The organism is Algoriphagus formosus, from assembly GCF_002807035.1.
Classification (GTDB): domain Bacteria; phylum Bacteroidota; class Bacteroidia; order Cytophagales; family Cyclobacteriaceae; genus Algoriphagus; species Algoriphagus formosus.
Map to the genome: position 1 here is coordinate 927,060 of NZ_NIUC01000002.1, position 13,208 is coordinate 940,267.

At 41.6% G+C, this 13,208-nt stretch carries 12 protein-coding genes; 7 read left to right on the forward strand and 5 right to left on the reverse strand.

The window, feature by feature from the left end:
* Window positions 1-3: 3 nt before the first annotated feature.
* Together CDH51_RS10185 and CDH51_RS10190 are read left to right on the forward strand one after the other, a co-directional pair.
* Complete coding sequence (locus CDH51_RS10185; protein WP_100628485.1) at window positions 4-654, forward strand: TatD family hydrolase; 651 nt, start codon at window positions 4-6, stop codon at window positions 652-654.
* Window positions 651-1,376: a tRNA threonylcarbamoyladenosine dehydratase gene (locus tag CDH51_RS10190; protein ID WP_100628486.1), complete on the forward strand. Its 726-nt coding sequence runs from the start codon at window positions 651-653 to the stop codon at window positions 1,374-1,376. Before CDH51_RS10185 ends, CDH51_RS10190 begins: the two co-directional genes overlap by 4 nt.
* Here the strand turns inward: CDH51_RS10190 and CDH51_RS10195 are convergent.
* Window positions 1,373-1,840 carry a MaoC family dehydratase gene (locus CDH51_RS10195; protein WP_100628487.1) on the reverse strand — a complete coding sequence of 156 codons (468 nt, stop codon included), beginning with the start codon at window positions 1,838-1,840 and terminating at the stop codon, window positions 1,373-1,375. The two genes, CDH51_RS10190 and CDH51_RS10195, sit on opposite strands and share 4 nt — an antisense overlap.
* 204 nt (window positions 1,841-2,044) lie before the next feature.
* On the opposite strand from CDH51_RS10195, the gene CDH51_RS10200 reads away from it, so the two are divergent.
* From CDH51_RS10200 to mtgA, 4 genes are all read left to right on the forward strand, one after another.
* Window positions 2,045-3,892, forward strand: a complete 1,848-nt coding sequence (locus tag CDH51_RS10200) for a DUF3857 domain-containing protein (RefSeq protein ID WP_100628488.1) — start codon at window positions 2,045-2,047, stop codon at window positions 3,890-3,892.
* 1 nt (window position 3,893) lies between these two features.
* Window positions 3,894-5,816, forward strand: a complete 1,923-nt coding sequence (locus CDH51_RS10205) for a DUF3857 domain-containing protein (protein WP_100628489.1) — start codon at window positions 3,894-3,896, stop codon at window positions 5,814-5,816.
* A gap of 157 nt (window positions 5,817-5,973) precedes the next feature.
* Entirely contained in the window at window positions 5,974-6,774 is an 801-nt protein-coding gene (locus tag CDH51_RS10210; RefSeq protein ID WP_100628490.1) for a class I SAM-dependent methyltransferase, read from the forward strand.
* Window positions 6,771-7,469 (forward strand): monofunctional biosynthetic peptidoglycan transglycosylase, encoded by a 699-nt coding sequence (gene mtgA / locus CDH51_RS10215; RefSeq protein ID WP_394335569.1) that lies wholly within the window; start codon window positions 6,771-6,773, stop codon window positions 7,467-7,469. Before CDH51_RS10210 ends, mtgA begins: the two co-directional genes overlap by 4 nt.
* A 409-nt stretch (window positions 7,470-7,878) precedes the next feature.
* On the opposite strand, the gene CDH51_RS10220 is transcribed toward mtgA, so the two are convergent.
* Both CDH51_RS10220 and CDH51_RS10225 read right to left on the reverse strand, forming a co-directional pair.
* Window positions 7,879-9,606 (reverse strand): chloride channel protein, encoded by a 1,728-nt coding sequence (locus CDH51_RS10220; RefSeq protein WP_232724793.1) that lies wholly within the window; start codon window positions 9,604-9,606, stop codon window positions 7,879-7,881.
* A 115-nt stretch (window positions 9,607-9,721) separates the two neighbouring features.
* The gene (locus CDH51_RS10225) at window positions 9,722-10,648 is read right to left on the reverse strand and encodes a M28 family peptidase (RefSeq protein ID WP_100628492.1); all 927 of its coding nucleotides are present in this window, start codon (window positions 10,646-10,648) and stop codon (window positions 9,722-9,724) included.
* A gap of 66 nt (window positions 10,649-10,714) precedes the next feature.
* On the opposite strand from CDH51_RS10225, the gene CDH51_RS10230 reads away from it, so the two are divergent.
* Window positions 10,715-11,704 (forward strand): NTPase, encoded by a 990-nt coding sequence (locus CDH51_RS10230; protein ID WP_100628493.1) that lies wholly within the window; start codon window positions 10,715-10,717, stop codon window positions 11,702-11,704.
* Between the two features lie 197 nt (window positions 11,705-11,901).
* On the opposite strand, the gene yjjX is transcribed toward CDH51_RS10230, so the two are convergent.
* Together yjjX and CDH51_RS10240 are read right to left on the reverse strand one after the other, a co-directional pair.
* Window positions 11,902-12,471, reverse strand: a complete 570-nt coding sequence (gene yjjX, locus CDH51_RS10235; RefSeq protein WP_100628494.1) for an inosine/xanthosine triphosphatase — start codon at window positions 12,469-12,471, stop codon at window positions 11,902-11,904.
* Between the two features lie 25 nt (window positions 12,472-12,496).
* Complete coding sequence (locus CDH51_RS10240) at window positions 12,497-13,204, reverse strand: YebC/PmpR family DNA-binding transcriptional regulator (RefSeq protein WP_024284432.1); 708 nt, start codon at window positions 13,202-13,204, stop codon at window positions 12,497-12,499.
* Window positions 13,205-13,208 lie beyond the last annotated feature (4 nt).

A 13,208-nucleotide genomic window follows, 5' to 3' on the forward strand; every position in this document is an offset into this window, starting at 1 on the left:
AAAATGAAACTTTTCGATATCCATACCCATCGATTGAATATTCCGAATAGCCTATTCAATGCAGAAAGGGATATCAACTCCTTATCTCCCAATCAATACTTTTCTATTGGTCTTCACCCTTGGTATTTATATGACAAGTGGGAGGAAAAATGGTCGGAATTCAGAAATTATGTAACCAATCAAAATTGCTTGGCCATAGGCGAAGCAGGTTTTGACCGGCTCCGTGGACCGGAACTTTCCATTCAAAAAGCTGCCTTTGAAGAGCAGGCCAATACCGCAAAAACAGAGGAGATACCCTTGATTCTACACTGCGTCAAAGGGCATGATTTACTTTTGGAAAATTTAAAAAATACAAGCTCGCATCCCCAAATCATCTGGCATGGATGGAACCTAAAAACCCATCTTGCAGAGCAACTATTGCCATTCTCTATAAACTTTTCCTTTGGAGAGAAAATCCTAGACTCCAAATCCAATGCTTCCCAATGGCTTAAAAACTGTCCAAAAGACCGGATTTTTCTTGAAACAGATAATTCGGAGAAAGAAATTGATCAAATTTATCAGGCAGCTTCTTTAATTTTGGGCCTTTCTGTCGAAGACTTGGAGCGGCAGGTCATACAAAATTGGAATCGAATATCAAGTAAGAAATTAAAATGAGTGACTTTGCTTGGCTGAGCAGAACAGAATTAATCACTGGTCGAGAAGGGCTTGAAAAACTAGCTCAAAAACATGTCCTCGTCGTAGGACTTGGGGGTGTGGGGTCCTTTGCAGCGGAATTTATCGCCCGCTCCGGCGTGGGCGAAATGACCATCATCGATGGAGATAGTGTAGACATCAGCAATGTGAATCGTCAACTGCCGGCAACCCAAAAAAATCTAGGACAATCCAAAGCCGAATGGATGGAAGAGCGGCTACTTTCCATCAATCCCAATCTAAAAATCCATACCATACGGGAATTTTTAGAGCCCAAACCCATGACTAGTCTTTTGGAGGAAAATGAGTTTGACTATGTGGTTGATTGCATCGACAGTTTCACTCCAAAACTTCACTTGATCGAAGGGGCATATCGCAGAGGCTTTCCTTTGGTAAGCTCAATGGGCGCAGGTGGCAAAGTAGACCCCACCAAAATCCGGGTGGTGGATATCTCCAAGACACACGAATGCAAACTGGCGCGCCTAATCCGAAAGCGATTGAAAAAAAGGAAGATTTACGATGGGTTTAAGGCAGTATATTCAACAGAAAAGGTCATCAAAGAGAGTCTCATGATGACGGATGGAAGCAACTTCAAAAAGTCAGCCTATGGCACTATGTCTTTCTTACCGGCTGCCTTCGGTTGCTCCTGCGCTGCTACGGTCATCAATGACCTCCTTGCATCCTAATCTTCAAAATGGTACAAGAAGATCAAAACTCCGGCGAAAGCCGGTTTTCTTTGGTCTTTAATCTCCAATTTCACTTCTACCTCAGCTTTAACAGTACCGCGAAGATTGGCTACATTTCTGAGTTTTGCATGTAAACGAACCTCACTATCTACAGTGACGGCTTGCGCAAAGCGTAAATTTTCGATCCCATAATTGATCATCATCTTCAGATTAGTCACCTGTACGATCTGCTCCCAAAGGTGAGGAACAATACTCAGTGTCAAATAGCCATGAGCAATGGTATTGCCGAAGGCTCCTTCTACTTTAGCTCGCTCAGGATCAGTATGAATCCATTGATGATCGTGAGTTGCATCAGCAAAAAGATTGATTTGGTTTTGGGTGATGGTAAAATACTCGGAGGTTCCTATTTCTTGTCCATTGTATTTTTCGAAGTCCTCAAAGCTTCTGATGATTACGGGTTTCATGCTGCAATTTTTCTATTTAAGCCTCCAAGTAGCTTAGATATTTTTTGAAAAGCAAGGAAAAATATCTTGCTCTATGCATAGTTTTAAGTATGAAATGCATGTTTTGTAGTCTGAAAAAATTTTTCGTTTGAAATCTTTTAAAACCCGTTGCTTTTAAAAATTTAATATATATTTTTCGACCAAGTTTTACCCAGTTTTGAATTTATGACTCTTACGATTCTCGCCATTTTGGCAGGGTTATTTACCGCTCATCTTGATTCTTTACCTTCGAAAGAAGTACCCATTTATTCCCATTTAACTCATAGTAAGGAGATTGTGATCGACGAGGACTTTGGCTATACGCTAAAAACTCAAAAAACTGTGACGGTCCTCAGTCCTGAAGGATTGCCCCATGCTTCTGTTGGAATTTTTTATGATAAGCTCGTCCAGATTAAAAATTTCAGCTTGGAGATAATTGATCCTCAGAATGGAAAAACAATCCAAAAAGCAAAAATGAAAGATTTGTCGGATGCAGAATTATTTGATGGGTTTTCGGTTTTTGCTGACAACAGGCAGAAATACTATCAGGTAAATTCTTCCATCTTTCCCATCGAAGTTCATATAGAAACGGAAGTCTATCATCAATCTAATTTTAGCTTTCAGCCTTGGATTCCCGTGGAGCGGGCATTCCAAAAATTGGAGGAGGCAGAGTTAAAAATAAGTTACCCGGAATCCATAGGAATCAGGTACAAAGAGCAGCATCTTTCTGGCAATAGACAGGAAGAAACACTTCCAGACGGGAGGGTTCAGCTGACTTGGAAAGAGTCCGAACTACCTGTTCAAGATCTCAGCATCAAGGAGGAGGATGATCATCGACTGTATATCGCACCGAAGGAATTCAAACTGGATAACTTTCGAGGATCCATGACTGATTGGTCTGAATTGGGACTTTGGAAATACAAGTTGAATGAAGGACGGGATATTTTGCCTGAAGAGTTTAAAGCAAAAATCCTTGAATTAGTCGAGGGCATAGAGGATCCCTATGAGAAAATTGCCGTTTTATACGATTATCTACAGAAGAACTTCCGCTATGTCAGTATCCAATTGGGAATTGGAGGCTGGCAGACAATGACTGCCACGGATGCAGTCAAATATTCCTACGGAGACTGCAAAGGACTCAGCAATTTAATGAAAGCCATGCTAGAGACTGCAGGGATTCCAGCCTATTATACACTGGTCTATGCCGGTGAGGGTGAGTCAGATATTCATACTGATTTGCCATCCAATCAATTCAATCACGTGATTTTACGTGCCGAGGTGGATGAGCAGCCAGTTTGGTTGGAGTGTACTTCCAATAGCCTTCCAGCCGGATACCTGGGCTCATTTACCAATGATAGACATGTGTTGGTCGTCACTCCTACTGGCGGATATTTGGCAAAGACTCCGGGCTACCAGGAAGATCATTGGAATCGAGTAGAAAATGAATTTCATATCAGCTTGGATGATCGTGGAGATGCTCAAATGACCATGAAGCAGCATCTGGAGGGAAATCCAGCTTACACAGCTACCAGTCTTTCCAGACAACTAGACTCCAGACAGCAACGGGATTATTTCAATAAGTACTCTGCGATTTCAGGCTTGATTATTCAGGATTACGAGCTAAAACCAGATCACCTTGATTCCCTTCCGATTGCTGATAGAGAAGTTAAGGGCATCATCCAAAAATTTGCCCAAACAACAGCCAAACGATTATTACTCAAGCCATTTTTCACAAAAATCAAATTAGAAGAAATCGGCTTCAAAAACTTTGATCTATCTGAATCTTATACCATAGACCTTCCTTCAGGAGTTGGTTCAGAATTCAGTTTGATTCCTCTAGAGATTAAGGAAGAGGAATACAGCATTCTAATCGAAAACCGTCTGGAAAACAATCAATTGATCGTCTCCAGAAAAATCAAGGTGTCGCTTTCGGATTCTCAGGATGAAGAGGCTAAAAAACTTATAGTTAGCAAAATCAACTCGGTAGGAAATGGAGCCTATCATTTTACCAAACCCAGCCTAAGTCAACAATAGTATGAAGAAGATTCTATTCTTACTCTTTCTCTCCGGATTGCATATTACCAGCTATGCTCAAAAGGAGAAATTTGGAAAATACAATGCCAATGAAATGGCCTACTCGGAGGTGGACTTCGAGCCAGATGCGGAAGCTGTCATGTTATTCGAAGAGGGAGTTTCTAAATTTTACGGAGATGTTTTTGAGACTTCTTATCATTTCAGAATGAAGATTCTTAAAGAATCTGGCATTTCCCGAGGCGATGTCACCATTCCATTCTATTCAGGGGATAGTAGAACTGAGGAAATTAGCAGTGTGAAAGCCTTGATCACTAATTTTGAAGGAGGGCAAGCTCAAACAATTAAAGTGGAAAAAGACCAGATTTTTGAAGTAGATGTCGCCAATGGTTGGAAGGAAGTCAGGATCACTTTTCCCAATGTCAAAGTCGGCTCTATCATCGAATACACTTTTAAAAAGACTGACAAAAACATTACCATGCTCGATGGTTGGACCTTTCAAAATGATATTCCAACCATCATGTCTACTTACAGCATTACGATGATTCCCCAGTTGGAATATAAAATGATCGGACAGGGGGAGAAATACAACACGACCTCCGAAAAAACAGCAAGCAATGGCACCTATAGCTGGACTCTGAGAAAGCTGAATTCACTAAAGGCGGAGCCATATATGAAAAACTTTGCCGACTACAGAGAGCGCGTTGAATTCCAGCTTTCCCGCTATCAAAAAACTTTGACAGAATGGGAAGATGTCCTCCAAAATTGGGTAGTCCTAGGAAATGAAGTTTTGAAGGATTATGACGAAAAAGGCTATTTCAGGACTGCACCACTGGATAAAGCCACAGTAGGAGCAGACTTTGAAGGAAGTACGGAACTGGAGAAAGCCCAGAAAGCCTATTACTACATCCAGGAAAACTTCCAAATCAATGACGAAAGAGGGTTCTTCCCCGATCAATGGATCAATCAACTGATGAAATCAAAAATCGGATCTCCCTTGGAGTTAGATCTGGCCTTAATGGGAATTCTGACTTCACTGGGAATCGAGTGTCATCCGATCTTGGTAGGATCAAAGGGAAGTGGGCGAAGTGACTTGGTACCTTTTCCTTTTATCAATCAGTTTAACAGTATGGTCTTACTGGCTAATTTGGACGGGAATGAGTACTTATTGGATTTAGAAGACCCCATTGCTCCCTTTGGCTACGTAGACTTGGACAAACATGTCAAGGCAGGATTACTCCTGATCAAGGACAATAGTCAATTGGTCCCGATATCTATTCCGCATAATTCTAACTCAATCTTTATCTCTCAGTTGAAATTTGATGAGGCGAATAATCTGATGGTAGAAGGCAATCTACGGCAGTCCTATTATGAAGGGCTGGTCACTGCCCAACGATCTCATGATTTGGAGAAAAGCAATAAACCTCTCCATGAGCTTTTTACCTTGGATCCTAATTGGGAAGTGGTTGAGTTTGAGGTAGAGGATAAGATGAGGGAAAACAATTTCACCACGACTAATTACAAATTGCGAATTCCTGGTCCAGAATCTGATAATTTGGACTTGATCATGCTCTCTCCATTCAAGATTGCTACTTTCTCAAAAAATCCATTCACTCAAGATTTCCGGATCTTTCCGGTAGATTTTGGCTTTGCATTTTCAGAGACCTACACTGCGATAGTAGAAATCCCTGCCGGCTATGAGTTGGATGATTACCCCTTGAAGGAATCCATTACCATGGAAAATGGGGAAGTTGTCTTTCAATACAATCCGATCATAATGAAAGATAAGGTTCAGATTTCTGCCAAAGTAGAAATCAGAAAACCTAAGATCGATGTCCGGCAATATGGAAACTTAAAGTACTTTATGGAGTCTATTGCTACCAAGATGAATGCACCAATTGTTTTCAAAAAAGTCGTAGATCCTTGAAATTCAAGTTTGGACTTGTCACCCTTTTCCTTGTATTGAATTGGGCGGGTCATGCACAGAGTCTTTTTGGGGAGTATAGTGAGTTTGAGGAGGAGCTGGTGCCCTAGAAAACACGAAGCTATAAAAGCGAGGAAAATTCGGTAATTTTCGAAAATCTATGGGCAACTACATTCACGGATATTTGACAGGAGAGCAAGATAGATTGCTGGAGCAGGCTGGTATGCTGGCTACGTTGATTTATCCTTGGGTCGACTTCGCAGGAAGAAACAAAGTTCTGGAAGTGGGGTCAGGCGTAGGCGCTCAGACTAAGGTACTTTTGGAGCTTTATCCGGAGATGCACCTGACCTGCGTAGAACTCGAAGCTTCTCAGATCGAAAAAGCTCGGATTAACCTTCAAAATTATGCGTCTTCGCAGGTTCAAATCATTCAGCAGGATGCACAGAACCTTGACCTGGAAGAAAAATATGATGGCGCCTTTATTTGTTGGGTTTTGGAGCATGTCTCCCAACCTCAACTTGTTATCGATTCAGTTTTTAATCATTTATTGCCTGGAGGGATTGTGTACATCACAGAAGTCTTCAATTCCAGTTTTCACTATTTTCCACAATGCGACGGTTTAGCAACTTATTATAATGCCTTCAACGAATTGCAAAAAGAGAATGGGGGAAACCCGGACATAGGGCTTCAATTGGGAAACCTGCTTAAGAAATCAGGATTTGAGAACATAGAGCTGAAACCAGGTGGACTCCACCTCGATCAGAGCCAGCCTGCCCGACTGAAACAAATGGTCGAATATTGGAAAAAACTGATGAAAAGTGCAGCGGAAGAACTGATCCTTTCGGGAAAGATCGATCAAGCCACTGTGAAAGCTATGGAAACCGATTTGGATCAACTAGCCCAGCATCCTGAGGCAGTATTTTTCTATCAATTCATTCAGGCCAAGGCCTTCAAGCCATGATCAGGTTTTTGAAGCGAGTAGGTGGATTTTTGCTGAAGTTAGTTCTTGGATTTTTTGCCTTGTCTATCCTTTCGGTATTTCTTTTCAAGTTTGTACCAGTACCGATGACTCCCCTGATGCTCATCCGCACCTTTGAGCAAGCCACTGATGAAAAGCAATCTATCAAGCTGAGTAAAGATTGGGTTCCGGCTTCTGAAATTTCCAAGCATGCATTTCAGGCCGTCTATGCAGCGGAAGATCAGAATTTTCTTAACCACAACGGATTCGACTGGAAAGCTATGGAGAAAGCTTGGGAACAAAACAAAAAAGGAAAGCGAATCAAAGGGGCAAGTACCATCTCTCAGCAAACTGCAAAGAATGTCTTTCTTTGGCCAGCACGAACCTATCTTCGGAAAGGCTTGGAAGCTTATTTTACTGTTTTAATAGAATTGATTTGGGGAAAAGAACGGATTCTGGAAGTCTATCTGAATGTGATAGAAATGGGTCCGGGTATTTATGGAATCGAAGCTGCCGCTGAGACCCATTATGGAAAAACAGCCTCAGAGCTCAACAGAGCCGAAGCAGCCATGATCGCAGCAATTCTTCCCAACCCACGAAAATGGTCACCAAAAAAGCCGACCACCTACCTTAAAGGCCGGCAATCCTGGATCCTAAAACAAATGGGTAACCTCAACCAATTGCCTGTAGGAAAATAAAAGTCGCTAAAAATTGTACTTTGTAAAGTCAATTTACTTTTTACATAGTTAAAATATTATTCGAAAAAAGGAAAGGACAACAAAATCGAAATTAAATTTGTTTTGAATTTTTATTTTGGCCCATTTGAGAATATTAAGGGAAGGTTAAGCTTAGGAAACACTTAGGTAAAAATCGCCCATTTCTGGCTAAATTCAGACATTGAAAAAGTCAAGAATTTTTTATCCACATTTACGTTAATTTATCCACAGTTTTCAACACTATCAATTCATTAATCTGATTATCAGTTAATTAGATGATTACAAATTCGCTGAATTTTGTGGATAATAATAGCTAACTGAAATTTTTTATAGAAATCCACATCGAAAAAAGTGGATAAATTCAAAATCCAAATTTTATTCTAAAAAGGAATTAATCGTGCTTTTTAAAGATCAATTTTTTCCGGTAGGAATTGAATATACGAGACTTGGAAACAAAGCCCAAATAGCGTCCATCCTCAACTACGGGAAGATTCCATGCACCAGACTTTTCAAACTTATCCATAGCTTTTTGCATATTTTCATTAGAAAGTAGGATTTCAGGAGGACTGTGCATCAGACTCTTCACCTCTACTGTAGTTTGCTTCTCGGAGTCAAACATGATGTCCCGAATGTCATCTAGCGTGACAATCCCTCGAAGCTGTTGGTTTTCGTCTACCACAGGAAAAATATTTCGCTTGGATTGTTTTACTAGATTGATCAGGTCCTTCAACTTGGCATTTGGATGAATCGGCAATAAATCCCGCTCAATCACCTGAAGAATTGTAATCATATCGAGAAGTTGCTGATCAGTTGTCTCTGGGAGGTGACGACCCTTTTCTTTGAGTTGTTGCGTGTATAAGCTATCCTTTTGGTAGTATGTTTTAGTCGAAAATGAAATAGCTGATACAAACATAAGCGGGACAAAAAGCTCATATCCACCGGTGATTTCTGCTATCAAGAATATCGCCGAAAGTGGAGAATGCTGTACTCCAGCCATCACTCCACACATAGCCACCAGGGTAAAATGAGCCAAGGGAAGCGGAATATGAAAGCCGAGCATATTTTTGCCGTAGGCAAACAAAAAACCTAAAATACCCCCCACGTATAGCGAAGGAGCAAAAATTCCCCCTGCCCCTCCTGCACTCAAAGTAAGGGCTGATGCTACCGGCTTGATCAATATGACAAATGCTAAGAAAAAGAGAATTAGATAGGGGTTTTGAATGGCTGAGAAAAAAGGAGATCGGTCAAGTAGCTGATCCGAATTTCCTTCAATCAACAAATTCAATGTATCATACCCTTCTCCATAAATAGGCGGGAAAAAGAATAAAATGAATCCAAGCAAAGCGCCCCCATAAAGAATTCGGATCAATTGGCTTTCTAAGCCTTCCATGATCTTTTCGGTCTTCATGACCGCACTGGAAAAATAAAGTGAAATAATCCCACACAAAATCCCCAAAACCAAATAATAGGGCATATGGGAGGCCAAGAAGGTACCTTGAAGATCAAATTTGAATAATTGATCTCTTCCAATTAAAACCATGGAAGTAAGGGACCCCATCACAGAAGCTATCAATAGCGGAATAAAGCTAGCCGTACTGATTTCCATCAGGATTACCTCAATCGCAAAAATCACCGCGCCGATTGGAGCACCGAATATAGCCGATATAGCTCCCGCGGCACCACATCCAATCAGGAGGGTTCTTTTCTTCGCATTGAGATGCATCGATACTCCGATATTGGATCCGATGGCAGAGCCAGTGACTAGCATGGGTGCCTCCAAACCCACAGATCCCCCAAAGCCAACCGTCAGAGCCGAAGTAATGACCCGACTATAGGTTTTAATCCGTGGAATCAAGCTTTGCTTTTTGGAAATGGTAAAAAGTACATCCGGTATACCATGTCCGCCAAAGTCTTTGAAAATGTACTTGCTCAGCAAGTAGGCTGCCGAAATTCCAATGATAGGATATAAAATGTACAGGAAGTTGGCATACTCGACATAAAAATCCTCTGTGAGGAAAACTTGAATAAAATGAACCGCTTTCTTGAGTATCACTGCCGCCAGCCCAGACAGGATCCCAATTACACCACTAAGGATCAAAATAAAATTTTGATTGCTCATGTGCCTGAGCCGCCAGATCAAAAGTCGCGCTATGAAATCATTTTTAGCCAAATTGCTGAATAAGTGGATGTACTGACAAAGTAAAAAACCTTGAACTCAAAGGAAAAAGAAAGGCTCAGAGATTTGAGCCTTTTTGATCGATATTTTTCAGACTGTTTAAAATCAGTTCAGCAACATCCAGGAAAAACCCCTTATCCTTCTGCCGAACCTCATCACTTGGCTGATGGTAGTCCTCATGATCTTCGACCCCAAAATACAGGTGAGGCACTTTTTCCTCAAAAAAAGCACCGTGATCTGAGGACCTCGTCCAATCATCCGATCCTGTACCGGGGATATCATGCCCAAACATTAACTTGGCCTTACTGCCTAAGGCTGACTCTTCCAAAATTTCTTTGTATTCAGGATAATAATAAGTCCCCGAGACATAGATTTCATTTTTATCATTTCGGGAAATCATATCCATATTGACATTCAATAAAACCTGCTCCAGCTCAAATGGAAAATCCTGTACCAAAGCTCTTGCACCCTGCAAGCCCTTTTCTTCTGCGTCCAAGGCTGCAAAAAGCATGGAATGCTGTGGAGGATTCTCGGAGAAATAACGCGCCATCTCTATTAAGGCTGCCGTACCGGAAGCGTTATCATCTGAGCCATTGTAAATAGAATCACCTTGGGCATTTGGTCTCCCTATGCCGACGTGATCAAAGTGAGCAGTCACTACAATGATTTTTTTACTTTCGGTCCCAGGTACGAAAGCCACCACATTATATCCTTCTATAGACTTTTGACTGCGTCTGTCCGTGAATCGAAACTCTTGTATAAAATCCGGATACTGCGAGTCCAACCCCATCTCCTCAAATTGGGCTACGATATAGTCTCTAGCCAGTAAGTTTTCTTTTGTGCCAGATTCTCTTCCCTTCATTTCGTCAGAAGCAAGGTATTCTAAATGCTTCCAAAGTCTATCTCCATCGAGTGATTGAGAAAAAGAATTTTGAGCTGAAAATAAGGCGGCAATAATTAGGAATACTTTAAAGTGATGACGCATAGGCTGGCGAATTTTTCGTTATTTAATGGCGAAATTAAAAAGGAAGTAGCCCAGAAACGCGAATAAATGAAATATTTCTTTGGTCTTTTTGTCTTTTTTTGGCTGACCGAACCGGTAATCGCCCAAAGTGGCCTACCTGAAAGCTTTTTTAATGGAAAGTCAGTAGTACTGGTTTCAGCTGATCCAGCTGCAAGACCGGTAATGGATTGGCAGGTAGTCGCTGATAGTGTCCACCGATATTTGGTAGAGTCAGGAGCAGATCCGGTAGCGTACTATGAATTGGAGCAGGTAGTTCTTTCGGAGGAAGTTCGCTCCGCTTATGCCAAAGCCTTTGAGCAGCGAATGATCAAAAACATCATTTTGGTTACCCGGCAAAAAAACCAAAGCAGTGTCCACACTGGTGAATTTACAGGCGACGCTCAAATGATCTCCTCCACGGCTTTATTTGGCACATCTGGAGGCAAACTTCAAGAGGCTGGTTCACTTTTCGCAGAGGCAGGAAAATCAAGACCTTCCAAAAACCTTCTGGTAATTGATGTTGCCGAATTTCCTGAAATGGCCGGAATGGAAAGCAACAATGCTCAGGCAGCCGCTAAATTTCTACCTAGAAATCCCCTTAACCTAGAAGTATTCAAACTAGGTATACCCCTAGAAGGCAGTAGTGCAGCGACAGGGTTTTTGAGCTTTTTCCGATATGATCTTTACGGAAAATCGCCCGAAGCCGTCCTAGCCGAGCAAGCGGCCCAAAAAAATCAATTGGAATCCATCCTAGAATCGGTTTACCCACATGAGTACGTTTGGCTGACAGAATCTAAAACCGACCAAGAATTGATCAGGGATCGGGTTCAATTCTTGTTGGTTCGCGTAGAAGGACGGGAAGCCGACCTGAAAAAAAGCATGGGATTGGAAGCAAACCAGCAAACCGAGACACAAACAGTAGTCAAATATTACATCAAGCTCATCGTAAGAGATGAACTCTATATCGGACCCGAATGGGATGCAGATGAAGACTGGCGGGTAGCCTTGAGAAGCTTCTTGGAGAATCTAAAAAAATAAACCTCCCCGAAGGGAGGCTTGGTTGCTTTGAGAAATTTAGGGTGATTAAAGCAACTTTTACATCTTATATCAATGTATTCTTTTCGTAAACCAACAAACTATAAGAATAAAGAAGTGAAAAAAATATGAAAGTTCCTATTCACACAAAAATTTTTTTTACTAAAATTGACTTTTTCAAAATTTTTATAGAATAAATCCTATTTATAGAGATTTTTTTGGAGAAAGGGAATTAGAGCCAAAAGAACAGCCTGCTGATAATATTCAGTTCGATTTAGCTTCCCTTTGGTCAAAATGCCCACTGAACCTCCCTTTTGTTTGGAATTATCCTCAGAAAAGACCTCATCATCTGCCTGACCTAGTTCCATTCCTCCCTTGACTAATTCCGCCACCTTCTCAGGCAAATAGAAAGTGCTCGTCTTTGCCTGTCCTTGTTTACCATTTTTATCCAAAACCCATACCCAGGCAAACGCAAAAAGTCCTCTTGCATCTTCCTCTACACCGCCTTCTACTCCTACCCAATAATCTGCTTCAGGGAATGCAGCTTTAGCGGATTTGGCTCTATTCTGAGCTCCCAAAAGAGTCTCTTCTGCCCCGAATGGCTGATCTGAAACTCCCGAAGGAACATTGACACCGGTAATGTGAAAGGAACGATCAAAAGCCAAGGTAAAGGCATCTTCGGTACTTTGCAGCTTGACGGGATTGAGGCTCCCGACAATAATCAATTCTTTGGCCTGTTGGGTGAAATTCTCTCTTTTAGGTAGCTTCATTTGCAAAAAAGCCTAAGCTTAACGCTTAGGCCATGTTTGTATAGACATTGTTTACATCATCATCTTCTTCCAGCTTATCGATCAGCTTATTGATGATTTCCTCTTGCTCCTCATTGAGCTCCACCAAGGTGGTAGGAAAACGCTGAAAATCTGCTGAGATAACCTCAATTCCTTTTTCTTCCAGGGCCTTTTGCATCGTACCAAAGTCACCAAACTCTGTGTAGACGAAAAGCTCTCCCTCATTTTCATCAATGTCGGTTAAGCCAAAATCGATCAATTCCAACTCCAACTCTTCCATGTCCCAATCTCCCTGTGCAAAACGGAAAACCGCTTTGTGATCAAACATAAAGCTTACTGAACCAGAGGTACCCAAAGAGCCTCCAAATTTGGTAAAGTAAGATCGGACGTTGGCAACGGTACGGTTGGTATTGTCAGTAGAAGTTTCCACGATCACAGCTATGCCGTGTGGACCGTATCCTTCATACACAATCTCTTCGTAGTCCTTTTCATCTTTATTGGTAGCCCGCTTAATTGCCGCTTCGATGCGGTCTTTGGGCATCTGGGCACCCTTAGCGTTCTGAATAATGGTCCGTAGCTTGGCATTGCTATCGGGATCAGGTCCTCCCGCTTTGACGGCCATGACGATTTCTTTACCTAGTTTGGTAAAAACCTTGGACATTTTTGCCCATCGCTTAAATTTTCGCTCTTTTCTGAATTCAAATGCTCTTCCCATGGAT

Coding starts and splice junctions, on each gene's coding strand:
- CDH51_RS10185 (WP_100628485.1), top strand. CDS start 4: ATGAAACTTTTCGATATCCATACCCATCGATTGAATATTCCGAATAGC.
- CDH51_RS10190 (WP_100628486.1), top strand. CDS start 651: ATGAGTGACTTTGCTTGGCTGAGCAGAACAGAATTAATCACTGGTCGA.
- CDH51_RS10195 (WP_100628487.1), bottom strand. CDS start 1,840: ATGAAACCCGTAATCATCAGAAGCTTTGAGGACTTCGAAAAATACAAT.
- CDH51_RS10200 (WP_100628488.1), top strand. CDS start 2,045: ATGACTCTTACGATTCTCGCCATTTTGGCAGGGTTATTTACCGCTCAT.
- CDH51_RS10205 (WP_100628489.1), top strand. CDS start 3,894: ATGAAGAAGATTCTATTCTTACTCTTTCTCTCCGGATTGCATATTACC.
- CDH51_RS10210 (WP_100628490.1), top strand. CDS start 5,974: ATGGGCAACTACATTCACGGATATTTGACAGGAGAGCAAGATAGATTG.
- mtgA (WP_394335569.1), top strand. CDS start 6,771: ATGATCAGGTTTTTGAAGCGAGTAGGTGGATTTTTGCTGAAGTTAGTT.
- CDH51_RS10220 (WP_232724793.1), bottom strand. CDS start 9,606: ATGAGCAATCAAAATTTTATTTTGATCCTTAGTGGTGTAATTGGGATC.
- CDH51_RS10225 (WP_100628492.1), bottom strand. CDS start 10,648: ATGCGTCATCACTTTAAAGTATTCCTAATTATTGCCGCCTTATTTTCA.
- CDH51_RS10230 (WP_100628493.1), top strand. CDS start 10,715: ATGAAATATTTCTTTGGTCTTTTTGTCTTTTTTTGGCTGACCGAACCG.
- yjjX (WP_100628494.1), bottom strand. CDS start 12,471: ATGAAGCTACCTAAAAGAGAGAATTTCACCCAACAGGCCAAAGAATTG.
- CDH51_RS10240 (WP_024284432.1), bottom strand. CDS start 13,204: ATGGGAAGAGCATTTGAATTCAGAAAAGAGCGAAAATTTAAGCGATGG.